Here is a 19,363-nt window from a genome sequence, read left to right on the forward strand (position 1 = left end):
GCGTTCATCCTGAGCCAGGATCAAACTCTCCATTGTAAAATATTCCTGCACCATGGCGAACCATGGCTGATGTCGAGTGCTAATCCTGCTCACGTATTGACGTCTCGTTGTCTAATTCGTTTCGCTTTGTGTGTGCTCCTAATTACTTAGCAGAACTACTTACTATTTGTCTATTTCCGTCATTCAAAGAACGTGCGTCGCTTCCAATTGAAGCAACCGTGTGGGCTGTTTTACCAGCCCTTTTCTTGCCGTTTGCAAGCCCTGTTTGTGATTGGGAGTGCAAAGGTAAACAACTTTTTTGACTTTCCAAATTTTGAGGAGAAAAGTTTTTTAAGGACTTTTCTGCCGTTTTGGGAGTCTGACCGCCTCCGGTTGAAGCGGGGTGCAAAATTACGAAGAATTTTTGATTTTTAAAATCTTTTTCGACTTTTTATTTTCGAGGCTGATTTTAGTTTCCCTGGCGCTGAGAGGCTAGTGAGCAGCCTTAGGCGGTTTGGGAGTGCAAAATTAAAGCTTTTTGTTGGCTTCGCAAGCTATAAGAATGAAGATGGCCAATAAAAACGGGGCTTACTTACTTTGGTTACAGCCTATTTATTTGTAATTGTGGCTGTTAGTCTTCAAAATTATTCCAAATGTTCTGCTGGACCTGTGAATCAAGACAGTGTATATACTGATTAATTGCTGAGTCTGCTTCTTACAAATAAGAAGTGGTAAGAGGCAGGCAGGGTACATCAGAAAATGCCTCAGCAGAGAGCGGAAGGCGCGACCCACCTTCTATAGATGCTATGGCTTACTCGGTAGATACTCCTGTATCTATTAGGCTGTCTTAATAGCCACCGGGCTGAATTATCTGTTATACTCGTCGTGAAGTGAGTTGCGAAAGTGCTGAGTAGAAAGTCCTAAACTTGCGTCATAGAATTGCACCTAAGTCCCGCTGAGCGCCAAGCCCTACGCGAGTTGCAAGGGCGATGTGGCAAGCGAGCGGACTATGTACCGGTAACGGTCGTGCTGCTGCTGAACAATGGCCGTTCTGTAGCCAGCATCGCCGATGATTTGGGCGTGTCCGTGACCACGGTCTACCGTTACGCCGGGGCCTACCAGGCCCAAGGACTGGCCGCCTTTGGCAAGTCCGACACCCAGGCCGGGGGGTACTGGGGCCTGCTGACCAGCGCCCAACTGGCCCACCTCTGCCAGGAACTGGGCCGCCACCTCTACACCGATTGTCGGCAAATCGCGGACTGGCTGGCCCTGACCTGCCACGTCCAGTACTCGGTTTCAGGCCTGACGGACCTGTTGCACCGCCTGGGTTTCTCCTATAAATTGACCACCGCCGTGCCCTGTGAGGCGGACGCGGCCCGGCAACACGCGTTTCTGGCCGACACCTTGCGGCCGTTGCTGGCCCAAGCCGCAGCGGGCACGGCGGCGGTGTATTTTGCCGATGCCGCCCACCCCACCCACGACACCCGCGCCACCCACGTGTGGACCGCCACGGGCCAGCAGCGCCCCCTGCTCACGGTCAGTGGACGCGAACGCGTCAACCTCAACGCGGTCCTGAACGCGGTGGTCGCTACCGAGCTCTACCTCGATGAAACCGACTGTGTGAATGCCAAAAGCACGCGCCGCTTGTACGAGCAACTGCTTGAAGCCCACCCTCAAGGCCCCGTCTACGTCGTCTGCGACAACGCCCGCTATTACAAAAACAAGGCCCTCGCTACCTGGCTGGCCGACACGCACTTGGTACAGGTTTTCTTGCCGCCCTATTCGCCCAATCTGAACCTGATTGAGCGCTTCTGGAAGTTCTTACGCCAACAAATCATCAACACCGCTTTTTACCGGACCAAAGGCGCGTTCAAAACGGCCGTGCTCGACTTTTTCACTCGGCTCGACGAGTTTGGGCCTGAACTCGCGTCTTTGTTAACACGGCTACCGAGGCCGTGGCCGCCCAAACCAAACGCAGCCTGGGCCTGAACTCGCGTCTTTGTTAACCCGCAATTTTCATGTTCTCGACGCGCAACCCACTTCGTGACGAGTATAGTATGCTTGTTACCGCTGCTGATAAGTCAGGTAGTCGAAATGGAGCCCGTTTTTTTGACGCAGCCAGCAGCTATAAAGGTATTAGCTTCCGCCTGCGCCATCACTGCCCGCAGTATACAGTAATTTTAGGCTGCGGCGCTCAATGCTTTGAGCTAGCCACGGAACTGGTAGGGCTAGTGTCTGTGTGGCGATATCTGCCAACCCAACGCTTACTTCCTCCTTCTCCCAGCAGAGGAAGCTTGCTGGGGCTACTACTATACATGGGCCTTCTCAACCAAGAAGCTGGGGCGAAAGCTCATCCTGTATTTTAGCAGCCAACAGCATATGGGCCTGCGCTCATATTATAATACACTATAGGCAGCCTGGCGATTGAAAATGACTGTTAGGTTGCTAATTAGTAATCGCCATTTGCACGGCGGCTGCTCCGTAGCGACTCACCGCTAGCCGGGCTGGTTGACCGGGTCGCAACTCTACTTTAAATAAGTAGTCAAACTCCTCATCCTTAATCTCCTGCACAGAGGCCGTTATACCCAGCGCAGTTAGAAGGGGTAGCAGGGTGTTGGAATGGCCCACTACGACTACCGTGCGGCCCGCATATTCTTTATACAGCATAATGGCTACTCCATTGGGGTCCTGCGCATTATATACTAGCGGGGTCAGGTTGGTAGCCTGGGCCAGGGGGGCCAGCGTAGCGCGGGTGCGGCGCGTATCGGTGGTGAAAAGAGCGGCCGGGTGGCGGCGGGCCAAACGCTTGGCTAATACTTGGGCACGGGCCTCACCAGCGGGCGTGAGAGGCGGGTCGGCGAGGCCAGGTGTGAGAACCTTTTCGGCGTGGCGCACGAGGTAGATGGTGGTAACGGGCGGCTTGGCAGCGGCCGGGCCAAAGGCTACCAGCAACACACTCACCATTAACACTATGTGTGAAAAAATAGCTTTCATAATACTACGCGAGGTAAGTCTCTCAGAGATAGCCGGCCAAAGGTAAACGCAAAAAAAGCGGACTACTCCTTGGGACAGCCCGCTTTTTGGCGGGGCACCGGCCCCGCCGATTAGCTGCTGCATGGCCACCCGCAAAAGGAGTAAGCAACGGCGCGCCGCCAACTATTTCTTCATCTTCATTTAACGCACACCATTTCTTCATCTTCATTTAACGAAGTAGTCCCGTATGTTGTACCATCATTCCTCCTTCACCCCTCCCCGCGCATGCACGTTCTGCTCGTTGAAGACGAAAAAAGCCTCCACCAAGAGGTGCGCCAGTTTCTGACGCAGGCCCAATACCTGGTCGATTCGGCCTATACCTACGCCGAGGCGTCGGAGAAGCTGTTTGTCAACTCCTACGACTTCGTGCTGCTCGACCTGGGCCTGCCTGGCGGCGATGGCCTCGACTTGCTGCGCGATGCCCGCCAGAGCGAAAAGCAAGAAGCTTCGTTCATCATCCTCACCGCGCGCGGTGCCCTCGACGACCGCATTAAGGGGCTCGACCTGGGAGCCGATGATTATTTACCCAAGCCCTTCTCTCTCTTAGAGTTGACGAGCCGCATGCAGGCCATCACGCGGCGCAAGTTTGGCTTAAAGCGGCCCGAGCTGGCCTTCGGCGACGCCTTTGTGATGGATGTGACGGCCCGCACCGTGCGCTACGGCAGCACGCCCGAGGTGCCCGGTCCCGAGGTGCCCCTCACTAAAAAAGAGTTTGACCTGCTGCACTACCTCCTCTTGCATCGCGGCCGCGTACTCACCCGCTTGCAGCTGGGCGAGCACCTGTGGGGCAACGTGCTGGAAGACGATTCGGACTCCAACTACATCGACGTGCACATCAAAAACGTGCGTAAGAAGCTGGCCCAATTCGGCGCGGCCGACTTTATCGAAACGGTGCGCGGCATTGGCTACCGGGCGGTGTAAGGTTGTTACCAAATAATGTAGCTAAGTAGCTAAAACAGAACGTCATGCTGAGCTTGCCGAAGCATCTCGCTCGCCTCGTTGGATTACTCCTACAGCGGCGCGAGCGAGATGCTTCGGCAAGCTCAGCATGACGTTCTGTTTTGCAGCCTGCCCGCCGACCTTTGCTTGAATTATGCGATTAGAAACCAAACTCGGCCTCTTCAACGGCCTCTCTAAGCTGCTGCTGGTGCTGCTGGGGGCGCTCTTTATTCCGCCCATTGTGCAGCGCGTGGCGGTGAGCCATACCGACCAGCGCCTGCACGACAAAAAGGTGGAGCTGCTGCACCTTATCGACCGCGATGGCCTGGCCGCCTTTCTGCGGGCCGAGCAGAGCGAGAGCTACGCCGATTATAATATTCTCAAGCAGGAGTACATCACCATTACGCCCCTGCCCAGCGCGCCCGGCAAGGTGCTGGCACCACCCATCGAGCGCATTTTTGAGGAGCGCCGCATGGTGGACAAGGAGGTGGAGGACTTCCGCATTCTGAGCTACGTGGCGGCCCTGGAGCCGGCTGCCACCGCGCCGCGCCGCTACCGCCTCGAAATCGGCTCGTCGCTGGCCACCGTGGAGCTGCTCACCGACACACTGCGGCGGTTGGCGCTGTGGGTGCTGGTGGCGGGCGCGCTCATCACTGTGTTTGCCGACGCCGCATTTGCCCACTACCTGCTGCGGCCGCTGCGCGAGCTACTCTCACGCAAGCTGCGCAGTATTCGGCAGCCGGGCGAGTTTTCGTTTGCCCGGCTCGATACAGATACCACCGACTTCCGGCAGCTCGACGACTCTCTCTCGGCCCTGATGCGGCAGCTTCAGATGTCGTTTGAGAAGGAGCGCGAGTTTATGAGCAACGTGAGCCACGAGCTGCTCACGCCTACCAGCATCTTGCAGTCGCGCTTTGAGAATATGCTGCAAGACCCTACGCTGCCCGAGCAGCACGGCCAGCAGATAGTGGAAAGCCAGCGCACCCTCTACCGCCTGCGCAACACCGTGCGCACGCTGCTGCTCATCGCCAACATCGAGAACGAGCAGTACCTGCGCGACGCCAATGTACCCCTCACCCAAACCGTACACGATGTGGCCGAGGAGCTTGACGACCGCCGCCAGCAGCGCGAAATCGACCTGCTCATCGACCTCAGCCCCGACTACGTGGTACCGCGCGCCAACGCCACGCTGCTGCACACGCTGCTGCGCAACCTGCTCAGCAACGCCATCAAGTACAACCACGAGGGCGGGCAGATTCGGGTGCTGGGCCGCCCCACCTCCACCGGCGGCTACACGCTGCGCGTAGAGGACGAAGGCCCTGGCATTGCGGCGGAAAACCTGCCGCTGCTCTTCGACCGCTTCCGGCGCTTCCACGCCACCGGGCCGCAGGCACCCGAGGGCTACGGCCTGGGCCTGCCCATCGCCCAAACTATTGCCACGTTTCACAAGGCCACGCTGCGCGCCGAGTCGGTGGTGGGGAAAGGCACGGCGTTTATTCTGGAGTTTGGGGCGGCTAGTTAAGCAACTAAGCAGCGTGCGTCATTGGTGAATGCTAACGCTCTTCTTAGATTGAGTTAAGGCTAAGATTTTCTAGGCCAGCCAGCAAAGTACTGAATCACTCTTTCGTGTCTTTACCCTGCTGATTGGTTAGAGCCATACGGGTTATCAGTTCGTTAGCCTGGAGCAACGCAAAGGAAACTTCTACCCCAGCTATCCGAAATAATCCCGCTGTTTGCAGCGGAAACCGCAGAATTGTCACTATTTTGGGCGGCGCTACCAAGGTAAAGTCGTAATATGGTAAGAGCAGAAAGCCTTTGGCAAAAAGATTCTCTTGCAGGAAAATACCCGTTTCAGAAAATGAGACATACATCCCATTTTGATAACTGGCCGCACCCACCACTACCGACACCAAGTCCATAAGAACGGGGCCCGTAGGGGTGCCATAGCGCTTATAAAGGTATTTCCAGCCCTTCTGAAAGGGATTGATGCGTAGTCGGCCCAACGCAACGTACCGAAAGGTGGCATAAAAGAACAACCCCTGACCTAGGAGCAAGAGCACCGTTAGCAGCCATTGGCCCAGAGAATAGCAAGAAAAGCAATAGAGCAACGCGTTCGGCATGGCAGCCAAATCGCATGCATAAATGCTCAGAAATATAGTAAACAGCATGATAGCTAGTCGATGAGAGCTATCCGCACCTGCGCCACCCGCTCCGCCACGCTGCCATCGAGCAAGGTGTAGGGGATGCCCAGCAGCTCCAGCTGCATCAGGATAGCGCCGTGCTGAAACTGCCGCAGCGCCTCGGGGCCGCGCCAGCCATCCTGCTCGAAAGGCACGGTGGGCAGGCACACGAAGGTGCGGGCGTAGCGGGTGGCGCACACCCGCGCCAGGGCCTGCAAGGCCGGGTCGCAGCGGTGAAAATAGTAGTAGGAATAGAGCGCAGTGGTGGCCGCGTTGGTATCGCAGATGAGCCAGCCGCGGGCCTGGGGCGTGGCCTCGTCTTCCAATTCCAGCTGGCGGCGGCCGATGTAGAGGAGGTCCTCGTAGGCCAGCGCGCCGTGCTTTTGCTCGTGCAGGGTGCGGCCGTATTCGGGTACCCAGGCGGTGCCCAGGGCCTCGGCCAGGGCAGTGGCCAGGGTGGTTTTGCCGCTGCTTTCGGCCCCCAGCAGCACCAGGCGGGGCACGGCGGCGGGCGGCACCGCGCCGTACTGGGCGGCAATGAAGGGGTGCAGGTACCGCGAATCGAGCAGGTGGTACGAGGTGGCATCGGCGGCCAGCGCGGCGCGTAGCCCGGTGCCACTCACGGGCACCTGCTGGCGCGGCTCATCTACCATCACGTGCGCCACGCCCAGGTGCTGGGCAAAGCCGGGGCCGTATTGCTCACTACTGAACACCAAGTCGATAGTCTCGGCGTGGCGCGCCAGCCACTGGCGCACAAACTCGCGCTGGGTGGGGTCGTCGGCCGCGTCGGGCGGAATACCGTCGGCGGCGGTGAGGGCAATAATGCGCAGCGGCGTGGGCCCAATGCGCGGGCCCTGCGCGTGGTCGTCGCCGCGGTAGAGCGCGCGCAGCCAGCCGGCGCGCGTGGGGGCCGGGTGCGTGGCATCGTCGGGGTTAGCATACACGAGTACCAGCAGCTCGGCCACTTGGGCGGCGGCGGTTTCAAGCAGCAGCTGATGGCCCCGATGCGGCGGCCAGAACTTACCTACCACGAGGCCCAGGGGATGCTTCATAAAGGAAAATGTAGGGTAAGCTTTAGCTGGCCGTTTCGGAGATTTTTAGTTGCAGGCTACTCAGCAATAATACTAGGGCAATTTACTAATAAACAATGACTTACTCAGCTAGTACTTCATCCCTACGCAGCTCGCGGCGCACCAGGCGCAGCAGCTGGTAGCGCTGGCGGGCCGCGTCGTAGCGCAGGGCCACGCCGGTGCCGGTGCTGGGCCACGCCCCGGCCGGGCTGGGGCTGCCCGCGCCGGCCCCCAGGGCGCGCCCCTGGCCGTCGAAGAGCGATACCTGGCCGGGCTGGGGCTCGGTGAGGGCAAGCACCTGGCGGGTGGGGCCGAAGTCGAACCACTGCACCGGCTTCTCGCCCGAGGTGAGCAGCTGGCGGCTCAGCAGCGGGGCCACGCCGGTGGGGCCGTATATGTCGAGCTGGCCGCCATCCTGGCGCACCACCACGAACGAGCCCACCCGCCCGCCGGCCGCCGGCACCAGCCGGAAACTGGCCGTGCGGCTCCAGGTGGCCACCCGGCGGCGGGCTACTACGTCGCCGCTTAGCGTAATAGTCAGCAGCTCACCGTGTTGGTTCACGGTGCGCAGTTGGCTGCGGGCCAGCGTGGGGCCCACGGCGGCCAGCAGCGGCCCATCGAGCCGGGCCCCGGCACTCACGGGGAAGCCGGGGTAGCGCCCCCCGGCCTGGTCGAAGGCATAGATGTAGCCGTTGCGCAGGGCGGCCACTACTACGTCGCGCCCGCCCACGGTGAGCAGCAGGGGCGGGCCGGCCAGCGGGGCCTCCAGGTGGTGGGGCCAGCCGGGGTAGCGGCGGCCGTTGGTATCAAACAGCAGTAGGTCGTGGCCGGCGGTGGCCACGACCAGGCGCGGCGAGGTACCGGCCGCCACGCTGGCCACCGTTACGGTATCGGGCAGGTTGAGCGGAAAGCCAGGGGCCTCGCGGCCATCAGCGGGGCTGAGCCAGTGCACCTGGTGCGGCGTGGCCAGCAGCAGGCGGCCGCGCACCAAGCGCGGGGCGGGGCCCACCACGGGGCCGGGCAGGCTATCGGCCCAGGCCAGGCTGGCGGTGCCGGTGGGCAGCAGGCGCAGCACGCCCAGCGAGTCGGCCACCAGGGCGGGGGCGGCCAGGGTGCCATCGGCGGCGGGGGCGGTGGGCAACAGCACCGGGCGGCCCGCCAGCGCCGTGCCAAAGCGCGTGCTCACGCCACTGCCCGTAGCGGCCGAGTCGGCGGCCAGTATCTGACTGGGGCGGCGCAGCAGCAGCTGGGCAAAATACTGGCTACCAGTACCTTCCTCCTCCGATGCCTGCTCAGGGGGCATGAGCTGCCAGGCCACCTGTGAAAAGTGCCGGAGCAGGCTTTCGTTGCGCAGCAGGCCGGCCCGGCGGTCTTCGGCCAGGCTGCCGAGCAGGGCGTTCCAGCCCTGGCGCACATCGGCCAGCAGCGTGAGGCGGGCCGTGGGCAGCGTGTGCTGCAGCAGCGCCACCTGGGTGGCCGAGCGGCTCCATACCTGCCCGGCGGCCACGTCGGCGAGATAGCTGCGCAGGCTGGCGTTATCACTCAGCACCAGGTAGTTATTCACAAATGCCGTGCTCAGCGCGCCGCCCGAGTCGGGCTGGCCGGGGGCGGGCAGCTTATCGGCCAGCGGCCCCAGCAGGGGGCCAGCGGCAAAGCCGGCCTCGTATATGGCGTAGCTGCCTACCCGCGCAAAGGCCGGCGAGGCCCCGCCCAGCCGCCGCAGCCGGGCCAGCCACTGGGCCGTGCGCTGCGGAGCAAGGCAGCGCAGCAGCGTGAGGCGGGCGGCGGGCACGCCCGGCGCGGCCGTGCCCAGGTAGACCAGCACCGCGCCGGGGGCCAGCGAAGCGCGTAGGCTGTCGAGGGCCTGGCGGGTGGCGCGGGCCGTGTCGGGGGCCAGCGGGCGGGGCAGGGCCAGCGGGCCGGCCACCGCCAGCACCAGGGCCGTGCGCTGGCTGAGTACCTCGGCCAGCGGGCGCAGCGACTGGGCGGGCTGGCCGCGCAGCTGCTGCTGCCACGAGTTGGCGGCGGTTTCGGGGTTGGCGAAACCGGTGAGGGCCACCTGGCCGGGACCGAAGCGCAGGCCCAGCAAGCCCTCGTGGGCCAGGCCCAGCGCCTGGTCGAGCAGGCCGTGGGTGCCGGGCTGAAACAGCACATCGAGCAGCCCCGGCAGCCGCCGGAAATTGACCAGCACCGTGGCATCTACGTCGGGCAGGCGCAGCAGGTCGGTACCCCCGAAGCCGGCCCGCACGGTGGGCGCGTCGGGGTGGTCGAGGCGGTGCACCACGGCCTCCAGCAGCGGCGCGTGGGTGCTCAGCAGCAGGTGGTTGCGGTAATTGAGCACCGTGAGCTTGCCCCCGGTGCGGGCAGTCAGCTCCTGCAGTTCGTAGCCCTCGTACTTCCGAATGCCGAAGGTGTAGCGCGGGTCGCGGCCCAGGGTTTCGAGCAGGCCCCGCGCCTGCCGATACTCGCGCACGCTGGTGAGCGGCAGCTGGTAGAGCACATCGACCTGGCCCGGCCTGGTAATATGCAACGACGTGATTACCAGTTTTTTACCTAAAAACGTTAGCAATCCCCGCTGCCGGCCCGTGACGGGGTTTACCGGCCGGCCGCCGTTGTCGAGGCTGTCGGCCAGGGCCAGCTGCCCGGCCACTTGCTGGTAGTAGCGCACGCCGGTGAGGTTGTCCCACACGCCGGCTTCCTGCAAGTGCTGCACCAGGGCAGCGTGGTCGTGGGTGGCCAGCACCAGCACGGCATCATCGGGCACCAAGGCGTAGGGGTCCACGGGCCGGGCGGCCAGCGTGCGGCGGTAGTAAACGTAAGTGGCCAACGAAAGCAGCAGAAACGCGGCCACCAGCAGGGCCAAGAGCTTGCGGGACATAGGGCAAAAGTAGGTCGGCCGCGCCGCAAGCCACTTAGCGCACAGTTAGCGCACAAGCGTGAGCGTGGCCTGCATGGTGTCGGGAAAGCGGGCGGCCGGGTTTTGCAGCACCAGAGCCACCGCCGTGTCGTCCACCTCCCCTTCCTCGCCGGAGCGCTTGCGGTAATGGAGCTTGATGCCGGCGGCGGGCAGCTCGTAATACGTCAGGTGTATCGTGGTGTCGCGGTCGCTGAGGGGCAGTTCGTAGCCGTCGGGCATTTGCAGAAACCGGTAGCCGGGGTGGCGGTTGTGCAGGCGCACGGCAATGGTGTGTAGCTCGCCGGGGTGGAAATTGACCGTATTGGCGCGGCCCAGCGTCAGGTCACGCTCGTAGGCCGTGTCGTCGGGGTTGGCAAACCAGTAGTGGGCGGGCGGGGCCGAGAAGTCTCCCGGCGGGTAGTCCACCACCAACCGGTAGTAGAGCCCCTTCTGGTTGCGGAAGCGCAGGCGGTAGCGGCCTTGCGCGTCGGTGCGCACCGAGTCGGTGGCGCGGGCGGCATTCGTCAGGTCGTAGCCAGTATTGCTGCGCACCGAGAGCAGCAGGCCCGGTATAGGCTGGCGCGTTTCGGCGTTCAGCACGGTGCCCTGCGCCACGGTCAGCTGGCCGGCGGGCGCGTCGTTGCTGTGGGTGCTCAGCCCAACAAATACAAGAAGCAATATATACCAGCCGCCACCGAAGAAGAAAAACAGCAGAAAGCCGCCAACCAACACGGCCGCGCCGCAGCCCAGCAGCCCCTTACCGTTGCGGGAGAGAAAAGAAGGGGGCATTGTTTCGTGCGGGTTAGCAGTGAAAACCAGCGGCCCGCCGGCCGCCGGGCCGCTGCAATGTACAGCAGCGTTGTTTCTTTGGTAAAAATCTGCCCTCACCCCTGCTTTTTATGACCGAGCCGCTACCCGTTTCCCCCACCACTCCCGCCGGCGACGCGCCCGGCCACTTCAAGCGCGCGCTCACGCTGTTCGACTCCGTGATGCTCGTGACGGGCTCCATGATTGGCTCGGGCATCTTCCTGGTGTCGGCCGATATTGCCCGGCAGGTAGGCTCGGCGGGCTGGCTGCTGGTGGTGTGGCTGCTTACGGGCCTCATCACCATGGCCGGCGCCATCAGCTACGGCGAGCTGGCGGCTATGTTCCCGAAGGTGGGCGGGCAGTACGTGTACCTGCGCGAGGCGTTTGGCAAGCTCACCGCGTTTTTATACGGCTGGACGCTGTTTCTCGTCATTCAGACCGGCGTAATCGCGGCCGTGGCCGTGGCGTTTGCCAAGTTCACGGGCGTGCTCCAGCCCTGGTTTTCGGTGAAGAACGTGCTATTCAACATCGGCCCGTTTCCGTTTAGCTCGGTGCAGCTGCTGGCCATTTTGCTCATCGTGGGCATCACGGCCATCAACGCCCGCGGCGTGCAGGCCGGCAAGCTGATTCAGAACGTGCTCAGCTCCACGAAGTTAGTGGCGCTGGCGCTACTCATCATCTTCGGCCTGCTGCTGGGTTTGAACGCCAGCGCGGTGCAGGCCAACTTCCACGACCTCTGGACGGCCACGCGCTCGCCCGCGCCGGGCGTGGCGGGCAGCATCGTGCCGCTGGGCCTGGGCAACCTGGTTATCGGCATCGGCATGGCCATGACGGGCTCGCTGTTTTCGTCCGATTCGTGGAATAATATCGGCTTTGCGGGCGAGGAAATCCAGAACCCCGAGCGCACCCTGGTGCGCAGCATGGCCATCGGCACGGCCATCGTGACGGTGCTCTACATCCTCATCAACATCGTGTACCTCTTGGTGTTACCGCTGCACGGCGCGCCCGAGGCCACCACGCTGGCCGGCCGCGGCATCCAGTACGCCACCGACGACCGCGTGGCCACGGCCGTGGCCGAGTCGGTAATGGGCCAGGCCGGGGCCTACGTGCTGGCTATCCTCATCATGCTCAGCACGTTCGGGGCCAACAACGGCATTATTCTAAGCGGTGCGCGGGCCTACTTCGCCATGGCCAAGGACGGGCTGTTTTTCCCCTCGCTGGCTACCCTCAACCGGACCGGCGTGCCAGGCCGGGCGCTGTGGGTGCAGTGCCTGTGGGCCTGCCTGCTCTGCCTCAGCGGCAGCTATGGGCAGCTGCTCAACTACGTCATGTTTTCGGTTATCTTGTTCTATCTCATCACGATAATCGGCATTTTTGTGCTGCGCCGCACCCGGCCCGACGCGCCCCGCCCCTACCGCGCCTGGGGTTACCCAGTGCTGCCGGGCATCTACGTGGCGCTGGCGGCGGCCTTCTGCATCATCTTGCTCGTGGCACCCGACACGGCCGAATACTCGCGCTACGGCTTGGGCCTGGTGGCGCTGGGCCTACCCGTGTATTTTCTGTTTGGGCGCCGCATGGCGTAGGGCAATTTGCAACCGCCCGCCCGTACCGAAGGCCCTGGGTTAACGTTGGCCGATATGCCTCTCAAGCACTTTATGTGCTTGTTTGAGGCCGAAACCCCGCTGCAAGTAGTCGCGCTGGGCGATACCATGCACCCGGCTAGTGGCTACGTTAACGAGGCAATAGTAGGCGAAGTCACGGAAGTAGGCCACCTCTTGGCTTACCCTTACGATTTCGCCGGGCTGGTCTTTTTCGAAGCAGTAGTACCGCAGGCGCGCATCACCTATCAGGGGCAGCAGTACCGGCTAACTGGTACTGCTAAATTCCTGGCGCGCCTTGTGCAGCGCGCCAGCGCACTGAATGCGGCCGCTGAGGGAATGCCGTTCACTGTTCTAACCACTTATTGACCGTCTTTCAAGAACACAAGAACAAAAAATCCCTGGCTCGTTGAAGCCAGGGATTTTTTGTTTATTGAGAATATGGCTATTGAAACGCAGCTTTCAGGCGCGTGGCGGCGTGGTCCTGGGCATCGTTGGCGAGCGGCACCACGGCGTAGGTGCCGAAGAACTCGTGCGTAGTGCCGGGGTACAGCGTGTATTCTACGCCCACGCCGGCGGTGGTCAGCTTATCGCGTAGCAGCTGGCCTTCGGTTTGCAGCGGGTCAATTTCGGCGGCGATGATGGTCGTAGTGGGCAGGCCCCGCAGGTCGGCTACGTCAACCAGCGACAGGAGGCGATTGTCGCCATCGGCGGGCGTAGTAAAGTACAACCCGGTGAAATACACAATGCCGGCCTTGTTGAGCGGCACCGCGTTGACGTACTGCTGGTAAGAGGCCGTATTCAGGTTGTTGTCGGCCACCGGGTACACTAGCAGCTCATGGATGGGCAGCGCCAAGCCGCGCTCGCGGGCCAAGATGCACACGGCAGCTGCCATGTTGCCACCGGCGCTTTCACCAGCAATGGCAATTTTGGCGGGATTGATGTTGAAGCTGGCCGCGTTCTCGCGCACGAACTTGTAGGCCGCGTAGGCGTCTTCGTGGGCCGCCGGAAACTTATTCATCGTTTCGGAAGCCAAGCGGTAGTCTACCGATATCACCACGGCCCCCGTGCGCTCGGCCAAGGCCTGCGCCGAGGGCTCGTACACGCTGAGCGAGCCGATAACCCAGCCGCCCCCGTGGTAGTACACAATGCCCGGCCGCGCGCCCGTAGCCGCTGCCGTGGGCGTATAAATGCGCACCGGAATGCCGTCGGGGGCCGAGCCGTTGGTAGCCGGGGCCGCCAGCACGCGTTGGCTCACCGTAACGGCGGGCGACGGTGCAATGCGGTTGTTTTTAGCTAGTTGCGCATTCACGGCGTCGGTTACGCTGTGGGTCATGCGGGCCTGGCGGGCAGTGAGGGTGGGTAGTGCGGGGTCGTTGAAGGCCACAAACTGCTCAATCACGGCCTGCATCTGGTCGTTGATAGTGGGCGCGTAGCTGGGCTTGGCACCCGTGGGCTGAATGAGGCTGGGCGAAGAATCGTTGTTTTTATCGCACGAAGCCAGGGGGCTGGCCAGAGCCGCGGCCAGGCCGGCCAACAGGAAGAAACGCGGGAGCGGCTTGCGCAAGCCCTGCGGCAAAAATGGGAGGCGAGGTTGTGACATAACCAGGAAATGTTTGGACTGCGGAATAAATTACCTTTTCCCCATACGCCCTTTCCCGACCAGAGAGTTGCCCCATCCCACCCGCTCTTCCCAAGTAAGCCGAATAGTAAAAAGGGCTACGCTGTTAAGCATAGCCCTTTATCACATTTTTTAAAATCTTTCTAAAACTCGGCCAGGCGCTAGCGGCGGGCGCGGCGGCCCGTGAGTTTGCCGCTGGGCTTGGGCAGCAGCGTCACGTTGAGGGGCTGGCCGTCGCTGCTGGTGGCCGTTTCGTCCTCGTAGCCGCCGTAGCCCACCGAGAAGGTGTTGGAGCCAGTGGGTACTTCGAGCGAGTAGCTGCCGCTGGCGTCGGTGCTGGTGCCTTTGCTGCTGCCGCGCAGCAGCACGGTAGCGCCAATAAGGGGGCGGCCGTTTTCGTCGAGGATGCGGCCGGCCTGGGTGCGGGTGGTGGGCGCGGCGGGGGCGACCGGGGGCTCGGGGGCTGGCACAGCGGCGGCTTCGGCAACGGGGGCAGTGGCGGGGGCCACCAGCGGAGCGCTGGGCAGGGCCCTGGCGGGCTTTATGCGGGCTACTACTTTGGCGGGGGCAGCGGCAGGTACCGGGGCCGGGGCGGCCACCGGGGCCACGGTGGGCGCAGCAACCAGCGCGGGTACGGCAGCTGGCGCGGCGGCCGTGGCTGCTTCCGGAGGGTGGCCACAACCAGCCAATGCCACCGCTACGGCCAGCCCAGCCAGACCCCAGGCCCGCGGCGGGCGGGCGGGCCTAGCAAAGACGCGTGAAGTAGCCTGGGCCAGGAACGAGCGAACGGTAAGCAGAGAATTCATAAGCGGGAACAAAAGGGGCAGCAAGATAAGGGGCCCCTTTCCAACGCCAAGCGCCCTGCATTCATTTTGCGTCGAAAGCAAATTTCCCGGCCGCGGACCGGGGAGGCCGCAACTGGGAAATTAACTTAGCAACGCAGAAAATCAGCTAGTTGCTGGTTTCATCCTGGTCTATTTTGGCGGGGCCGCTGGGCTCCTTTTCGCCAAACTCCTGGTCGTGCATCCGGATGCCTTCGCCCAGCTCGTAGCTGCCTTCCTCGGTGAAACCGGGGCCCTGGGCCTGCTCGCCGGCAGTGGCATGGTTGCTGCCGCCCTGCGGCTCGGTTTCGGAGCCGCCGATGTGCAGGTTTTCGAGCTGGTCCTTCTGGTCGTTACGCTGGGTGTAGCCGTTAGCCCCTACGTTGCGGTGGGCGCTGGCATCGTCGCTCTCCTTGCCATTGCTTTGGTCGCGCTGGTAGTCGCGTTCCTTTTGCAGCGCCTCATTCTTACCCGCCTCAATGGTGTTGGTGGGGTTTTGACCAGGAGATTCATTCTTGCGGCCTTCCTTGCCGGTTTGGGTGCCGTCTTCTTCGAATAGCTCGTCGCTGAGTATCATATCGGGGTGGGGAAATTTTACGTAAATGCACTGGATGGGCTGGCCTGCGCCGGCCCATTGGTGTACGCGCCGGCCGGGCCGAGGTTTGGCCCCCGGCGGCTGGCCACCCGTTTTATTTGTGTTTTCATTCGTAATACTTCCGCCCCGTGGATTTAGCCAAGTTATACCGCCCCCGCCTCTTCAATTCCTGGCAATTCATTGCCTTCACCGGCCTGCTTATGAGCGGCGGGGCCGAGCTACTCATCCGCTACCTGGTGCGCCGGCCGCTGCCCGCCGGCTACGGCTGGCTCTACGTGTGCTGGGCAGTGCTTTTCGTGGGCGGCGCATTGGTCAACCTATTTGGCAAGCCGGCTGAGCCGGGGCATCACCACCACTAGCCAGCGGGGGCTGGCGGCACAGCCCAAGCCCTACCAATTCAGGTTTTCGGAGCAGTTGGCGCCTATCTTTACATATCGACCGGCACCTGCCGGGTAACTACTGTTACTGACAGACGCACTACCTACTAGCCAAGGATGTTTCACTAACTTTCGTAGCGGCTAACGCGGTGGCTTTTACGCCGTTGCCCCCAATGCTGGCGGGGCGTGGGTTGCTCCAGGCAGCGCAGGCTCGCTTTTTACTTGTTTGCTTTTCTTTTACCCTTCACCCATACTTAATGATTTTTTCTTTACCCTTCCTGCAAACGACCTGCCGCCTTGGGCTGCGAGCGGCCCTCGGGGCGCTGCTTTTTGCCCATGCCCCGGCGGCGGCCGAAAATCTCACTACCCATAGCCTGCGCGAAGCCCTGACGGCCACCGGCACCCTGCGCCCCGGCGTGCAGGGCTCGTTCAGCACGACGGGCTTCGAGTTGCACCTCGACGCGGCGGGGCGGCCCTCGTTCCGGCCGGCCGGGCTGCGCACGGTGCTGGGCGCGGGCGATGCCAACTGGTCGACCGCCTTCGGCAATAGTAACGGGCCCGACGGACCCACTTCCGCGCTGGTCATCGACGCGCAGGGCAACCTCTATGTGGGTGGCTCCTTTAGCCACGTCGGCAGCGTAGCGGCCAACTACGTGGCCAAGTGGAACGGCACTACCTGGAGCACCCTGGGTACGGGCCTGGAATTCAACGTACTGGCCATGGTAATGGACGCCAGCGGCAACCTCTACGTGGGCGGCTCCTTCACGAAGGCCGGGGGCGTGAGCGCTACCCACGTAGCCCGCTGGAACGGCAGCGCCTGGAGCGCCCTGGGCGCGGGCCTGGGGTCCACCAACGTGTCTGACGGGACCACTGACGTAAGGGCCCTGGCCCTGGATGGGCGCGGCAACCTCTACGCGGGCGGCGACTTCCGCGTGTCCGGCACCGTGAGCGTCCGGCACGTAGCCCGCTGGAACGGTACCATCTGGAGCGCCCTGGGCGACGGCATAAGCAACGACGTGCGGGTGCTGGCCACCGACGCCGCCAACAACCTCTACGTGGGCGGGTACTTTGAAACGGCCGGGAGCGTGAGCGCCAACAACATAGCCAAGTGGAACGGCACCACCTGGAGCGCCCTGGGCAACGGCACCAACGACACCGTGCAGGCCCTGGCCCTCGATGGCAGCGGCAACATATACGCGGCGGGCTCCTTCACCATGGCCGGCGGTACCGCCGCCGCCGGCGTGGCCCGCTGGAACGGCACCGCCTGGAGCGCCCTGGGCGCGGGCCTGGCGGGCGGCGTGGGCTTCACCTACGCCCGGGCCCTGGCCCTCGACGGCACCGGCAACCTCTACGTGGGCGGGGGCTTTGCCACGGCCGGCGGAGTAGCGGCCAAAAACGTGGCCCGCTGGAACGGCACCACCTGGAGCGCCCTGGGCACCGGCGCCAACAACGCCGTGTACGTGGCCCGGGCCACCAGCACCGGCTGCTACGTCGGCGGCACCTTCACGGCGGTGGGCGACAACAGCAAGTTTATGACCCGCGTGGGCTTATACACCGCGACCCCGCTGGCTACTACCCCGGCTCGCGCCAGCCAGCCCCTCACCGTATTCCCCAACCCAGCCCACGCGGCCGTGGCCGTGAAGCTGCCCGCCAGCTGGCCTGCCGGGGCCACCACCCTCACCCTGACCGACGCGCTGGGCCGGGTGGTGCGTCGGCAGGCGCTGGCACTGCCCGCCGCTGGGGCACCGGCTTCGGTGCCGCTGGCTGGGCTGGCCCCAGGGCGCTACCTGCTGCAAGTGCAGGCCGCCGACCAGCTAGCCGCCGCCGCCGTGCTGGTCGAGTAGCCTACCCCAAGCGGCAAGCCGCCCAGTCTCAACCTACGCCGCCCGCCCGGGTCGCCCTGCTTGCCGGGGTGCCGGGGCGGGCGGTAAAGCGTGGGGGTTGGTAGAGGAAGTTGGCCGCTAGGTCGAGCGATGGCGGCGGCGCGCCTCATCCGTCAGCCACGCACCGCGCTGAGCCGTATAGGAGGGCTTGCCGGAAAAGTATGCCTCGCCGGGAACCGGCGGACCAGCCCCGGCCTTGCATCTATCTACTATGCGAATTATCGTGCCCCCCCTCGCAGCCGGGCTACTGGCCGTGCTGAGCCTGGCCGCCTGCGGCTCTAAAGACAAAGCCGCCGATGGCAAAGGCGGCAAAGATGGTGGGCCGCAGCCCATCAAGGACTACCCCGTGCTGGTGGTGCGGCCCGATACGGTGACACTCTACCAGGACTACCCCGCCACCATTCAGGGCCAGCAAAACGTGGAGATTCGGCCCAAGGTAGATGGCTTTGTCGAAGCCATTTACGTGGATGAAGGGGCCAGCGTGCGCAAGGGCCAGAAGCTTTTCCACATCTCGGCCCCGCAGTACGAGCAGGAGGTACGCACGGCCAGCGCGGGCATCAAAACCGCCCAGGCCGACGTGGACGCCGCCCGCATGGGCGTGCGCAAAGTGCAGCCGCTGGTGGCGCGCGGCATCATCAGCAAGTACGAGCTGGAGGCTGCGCAGTACACCCTCGAAAGCAAGCTGGCCGCCCTGGCCCAGGCCCGCGCCACGCTGGTAAATGCCCAAACCAACCTGGGCTACACCACCATCGTGAGCCCGGTAAACGGCGTGATGGGCACCATCCCCAACAAAATTGGGGCGCTGGTGAGCAGCACGTCCACCGACCCGCTCACCACAGTTTCGAGCATTGGCAACGTGTATGCCTACTTCTCGCTCAGTGAAAAAGCGCTGCTCAGCTTCGCCCGCCGCCGCTCGGGCAACACCCTCCAAGACAAGCTAGCTAAGGTGCCCGATGTGCGCCTGGTGCTGGCCGACGGCAGCGTGTACACCCACACCGGCCGCGTCGAAACGGCTATTGGTCAGATAAATACCGAAACCGGCACCAGCAGCTTCCGGGCCACCTTCCCCAATCCGCAGGGCCTGCTGCGCAGCGGCAGCAGCGGCTCGGTGCGCACGTTTCAGCCCGTGAAGGATGCCATTATCATCCCGCAAAGCGCTACGTATGAGCTGCAAGGCAAGCGCTTTGCCTACGTGCTGGGCCGCGACACGGCCGCCCACGCCGCCGCTATCACGGTAACGCCCACACCCGACGGCGACTCCTTTGTGGTGCAAAAGGGGCTGAAGGCCGGCCAGGAAGTGGTGCTCGAAGGCATCAGCGGGCTGAAGGAGGGCACAAAAATCAGGCCTAAGGTGGTAAAGAAGGCCACTACGGCGATGGCGGGGTAGCTAAACAGGAATCTACAATCATCTGTCATTGCGAGCGCAACGCAGTGGAGCGCGGCAATCGCACCAGAACGACACCTGCGCCAGTCGTTCGGCAATCGTTTTGGTGCGATTGCCGCGCTCCACTGCGTTGCGCTCGCAATGACAAACGGCTTTAATACAGCATATTACCTAGTGACT

The 19,363-nt window shown here is 63.0% G+C and carries 16 protein-coding genes; 8 read left to right on the top strand and 8 right to left on the bottom strand.

Translation table 11 applies throughout. The features are described from left to right. The first annotated feature begins 918 nt into the window (after window positions 1-918). A complete protein-coding gene (locus ACYVGC_RS00005) occupies window positions 919-1,968 on the top strand; it encodes an IS630 family transposase (protein ID WP_460581718.1) in 1,050 nt (349 codons plus the stop codon). 456 nt (window positions 1,969-2,424) lie between these two features. On the opposite strand, the gene ACYVGC_RS00010 is transcribed toward ACYVGC_RS00005, so the two are convergent. Further along, complete coding sequence (locus ACYVGC_RS00010) at window positions 2,425-2,973, bottom strand: histidine phosphatase family protein (RefSeq protein ID WP_460581719.1); 549 nt, start codon at window positions 2,971-2,973, stop codon at window positions 2,425-2,427. A gap of 264 nt (window positions 2,974-3,237) precedes the next feature. Here ACYVGC_RS00010 and ACYVGC_RS00015 point away from each other — a divergent pair, with 264 nt between their 5' ends. Both ACYVGC_RS00015 and ACYVGC_RS00020 read left to right on the top strand, forming a co-directional pair. Further along, complete coding sequence (locus ACYVGC_RS00015) at window positions 3,238-3,933, top strand: response regulator transcription factor (RefSeq protein WP_460581720.1); 696 nt, start codon at window positions 3,238-3,240, stop codon at window positions 3,931-3,933. A gap of 172 nt (window positions 3,934-4,105) precedes the next feature. Further along, a complete protein-coding gene (locus ACYVGC_RS00020) occupies window positions 4,106-5,473 on the top strand; it encodes a sensor histidine kinase (protein ID WP_460581721.1) in 1,368 nt (455 codons plus the stop codon). A 94-nt stretch (window positions 5,474-5,567) separates the two neighbouring features. On the opposite strand, the gene ACYVGC_RS00025 is transcribed toward ACYVGC_RS00020, so the two are convergent. The 4 genes from ACYVGC_RS00025 to ACYVGC_RS00040 form a co-directional block, all read right to left on the bottom strand. After that, window positions 5,568-6,119: a hypothetical protein gene (locus tag ACYVGC_RS00025; protein ID WP_460581722.1), complete on the bottom strand. Its 552-nt coding sequence runs from the start codon at window positions 6,117-6,119 to the stop codon at window positions 5,568-5,570. A gap of 5 nt (window positions 6,120-6,124) precedes the next feature. Beyond that, entirely contained in the window at window positions 6,125-7,183 is a 1,059-nt protein-coding gene (locus tag ACYVGC_RS00030) for an AAA family ATPase (RefSeq protein WP_460581723.1), read from the bottom strand. A 100-nt stretch (window positions 7,184-7,283) separates the two neighbouring features. Then, entirely contained in the window at window positions 7,284-10,079 is a 2,796-nt protein-coding gene (locus tag ACYVGC_RS00035) for a hypothetical protein (protein WP_460581724.1), read from the bottom strand. 45 nt (window positions 10,080-10,124) lie between these two features. Next, window positions 10,125-10,886 (bottom strand): peptidase associated/transthyretin-like domain-containing protein, encoded by a 762-nt coding sequence (locus tag ACYVGC_RS00040; RefSeq protein ID WP_460581725.1) that lies wholly within the window; start codon window positions 10,884-10,886, stop codon window positions 10,125-10,127. Window positions 10,887-10,996: 110 nt separating this feature from the next. On the opposite strand from ACYVGC_RS00040, the gene ACYVGC_RS00045 reads away from it, so the two are divergent. Together ACYVGC_RS00045 and ACYVGC_RS00050 are read left to right on the top strand one after the other, a co-directional pair. Continuing rightward, complete coding sequence (locus ACYVGC_RS00045) at window positions 10,997-12,487, top strand: APC family permease (RefSeq protein ID WP_460581726.1); 1,491 nt, start codon at window positions 10,997-10,999, stop codon at window positions 12,485-12,487. Window positions 12,488-12,541: 54 nt separating this feature from the next. Further along, the gene (locus ACYVGC_RS00050) at window positions 12,542-12,871 is read left to right on the top strand and encodes a hypothetical protein (RefSeq protein WP_460581727.1); all 330 of its coding nucleotides are present in this window, start codon (window positions 12,542-12,544) and stop codon (window positions 12,869-12,871) included. Window positions 12,872-12,947: 76 nt separating this feature from the next. Here ACYVGC_RS00050 and ACYVGC_RS00055 read toward each other — a convergent pair whose 3' ends face one another. From ACYVGC_RS00055 to ACYVGC_RS00065, 3 genes are all read right to left on the bottom strand, one after another. Further along, complete coding sequence (locus tag ACYVGC_RS00055; protein ID WP_460581728.1) at window positions 12,948-14,105, bottom strand: alpha/beta hydrolase; 1,158 nt, start codon at window positions 14,103-14,105, stop codon at window positions 12,948-12,950. Window positions 14,106-14,284: 179 nt separating this feature from the next. Next, window positions 14,285-14,929, bottom strand: a complete 645-nt coding sequence (locus ACYVGC_RS00060; protein WP_460581729.1) for a carboxypeptidase-like regulatory domain-containing protein — start codon at window positions 14,927-14,929, stop codon at window positions 14,285-14,287. Between the two features lie 145 nt (window positions 14,930-15,074). Continuing rightward, on the bottom strand, window positions 15,075-15,521 hold the full coding sequence (locus tag ACYVGC_RS00065; protein WP_460581730.1) for a hypothetical protein: 447 nt from the start codon (window positions 15,519-15,521) through the stop codon (window positions 15,075-15,077). Window positions 15,522-15,667: 146 nt separating this feature from the next. On the opposite strand from ACYVGC_RS00065, the gene ACYVGC_RS00070 reads away from it, so the two are divergent. From ACYVGC_RS00070 to ACYVGC_RS00080, 3 genes are all read left to right on the top strand, one after another. Further along, complete coding sequence (locus tag ACYVGC_RS00070; RefSeq protein ID WP_460581731.1) at window positions 15,668-15,898, top strand: hypothetical protein; 231 nt, start codon at window positions 15,668-15,670, stop codon at window positions 15,896-15,898. A gap of 275 nt (window positions 15,899-16,173) precedes the next feature. Next, window positions 16,174-17,760, top strand: a complete 1,587-nt coding sequence (locus ACYVGC_RS00075; RefSeq protein WP_460581732.1) for an NHL repeat-containing protein — start codon at window positions 16,174-16,176, stop codon at window positions 17,758-17,760. Between the two features lie 262 nt (window positions 17,761-18,022). Then, window positions 18,023-19,186, top strand: coding sequence for an efflux RND transporter periplasmic adaptor subunit (locus tag ACYVGC_RS00080; protein ID WP_460581733.1), 1,164 nt, complete (start codon window positions 18,023-18,025; stop codon window positions 19,184-19,186). Window positions 19,187-19,363 lie beyond the last annotated feature (177 nt).

The sequence above is a fragment of the Hymenobacter arcticus genome, assembly GCF_054779975.1.

Excerpts from the sequence above, each read along its gene's own strand:
- ACYVGC_RS00010 (WP_460581719.1), bottom strand. The coding sequence starts at position 2,973 with ATGAAAGCTATTTTTTCACACATAGTGTTAATGGTGAGTGTGTTGCTG.
- ACYVGC_RS00015 (WP_460581720.1), top strand. The coding sequence starts at position 3,238 with ATGCACGTTCTGCTCGTTGAAGACGAAAAAAGCCTCCACCAAGAGGTG.
- ACYVGC_RS00020 (WP_460581721.1), top strand. The coding sequence starts at position 4,106 with ATGCGATTAGAAACCAAACTCGGCCTCTTCAACGGCCTCTCTAAGCTG.
- ACYVGC_RS00025 (WP_460581722.1), bottom strand. The coding sequence starts at position 6,119 with ATGCTGTTTACTATATTTCTGAGCATTTATGCATGCGATTTGGCTGCC.
- ACYVGC_RS00030 (WP_460581723.1), bottom strand. The coding sequence starts at position 7,183 with ATGAAGCATCCCCTGGGCCTCGTGGTAGGTAAGTTCTGGCCGCCGCAT.
- ACYVGC_RS00035 (WP_460581724.1), bottom strand. The coding sequence starts at position 10,079 with ATGTCCCGCAAGCTCTTGGCCCTGCTGGTGGCCGCGTTTCTGCTGCTT.
- ACYVGC_RS00040 (WP_460581725.1), bottom strand. The coding sequence starts at position 10,886 with ATGCCCCCTTCTTTTCTCTCCCGCAACGGTAAGGGGCTGCTGGGCTGC.
- ACYVGC_RS00045 (WP_460581726.1), top strand. The coding sequence starts at position 10,997 with ATGACCGAGCCGCTACCCGTTTCCCCCACCACTCCCGCCGGCGACGCG.
- ACYVGC_RS00050 (WP_460581727.1), top strand. The coding sequence starts at position 12,542 with ATGCCTCTCAAGCACTTTATGTGCTTGTTTGAGGCCGAAACCCCGCTG.
- ACYVGC_RS00055 (WP_460581728.1), bottom strand. The coding sequence starts at position 14,105 with ATGTCACAACCTCGCCTCCCATTTTTGCCGCAGGGCTTGCGCAAGCCG.
- ACYVGC_RS00060 (WP_460581729.1), bottom strand. The coding sequence starts at position 14,929 with ATGAATTCTCTGCTTACCGTTCGCTCGTTCCTGGCCCAGGCTACTTCA.
- ACYVGC_RS00065 (WP_460581730.1), bottom strand. The coding sequence starts at position 15,521 with ATGATACTCAGCGACGAGCTATTCGAAGAAGACGGCACCCAAACCGGC.
- ACYVGC_RS00075 (WP_460581732.1), top strand. The coding sequence starts at position 16,174 with ATGATTTTTTCTTTACCCTTCCTGCAAACGACCTGCCGCCTTGGGCTG.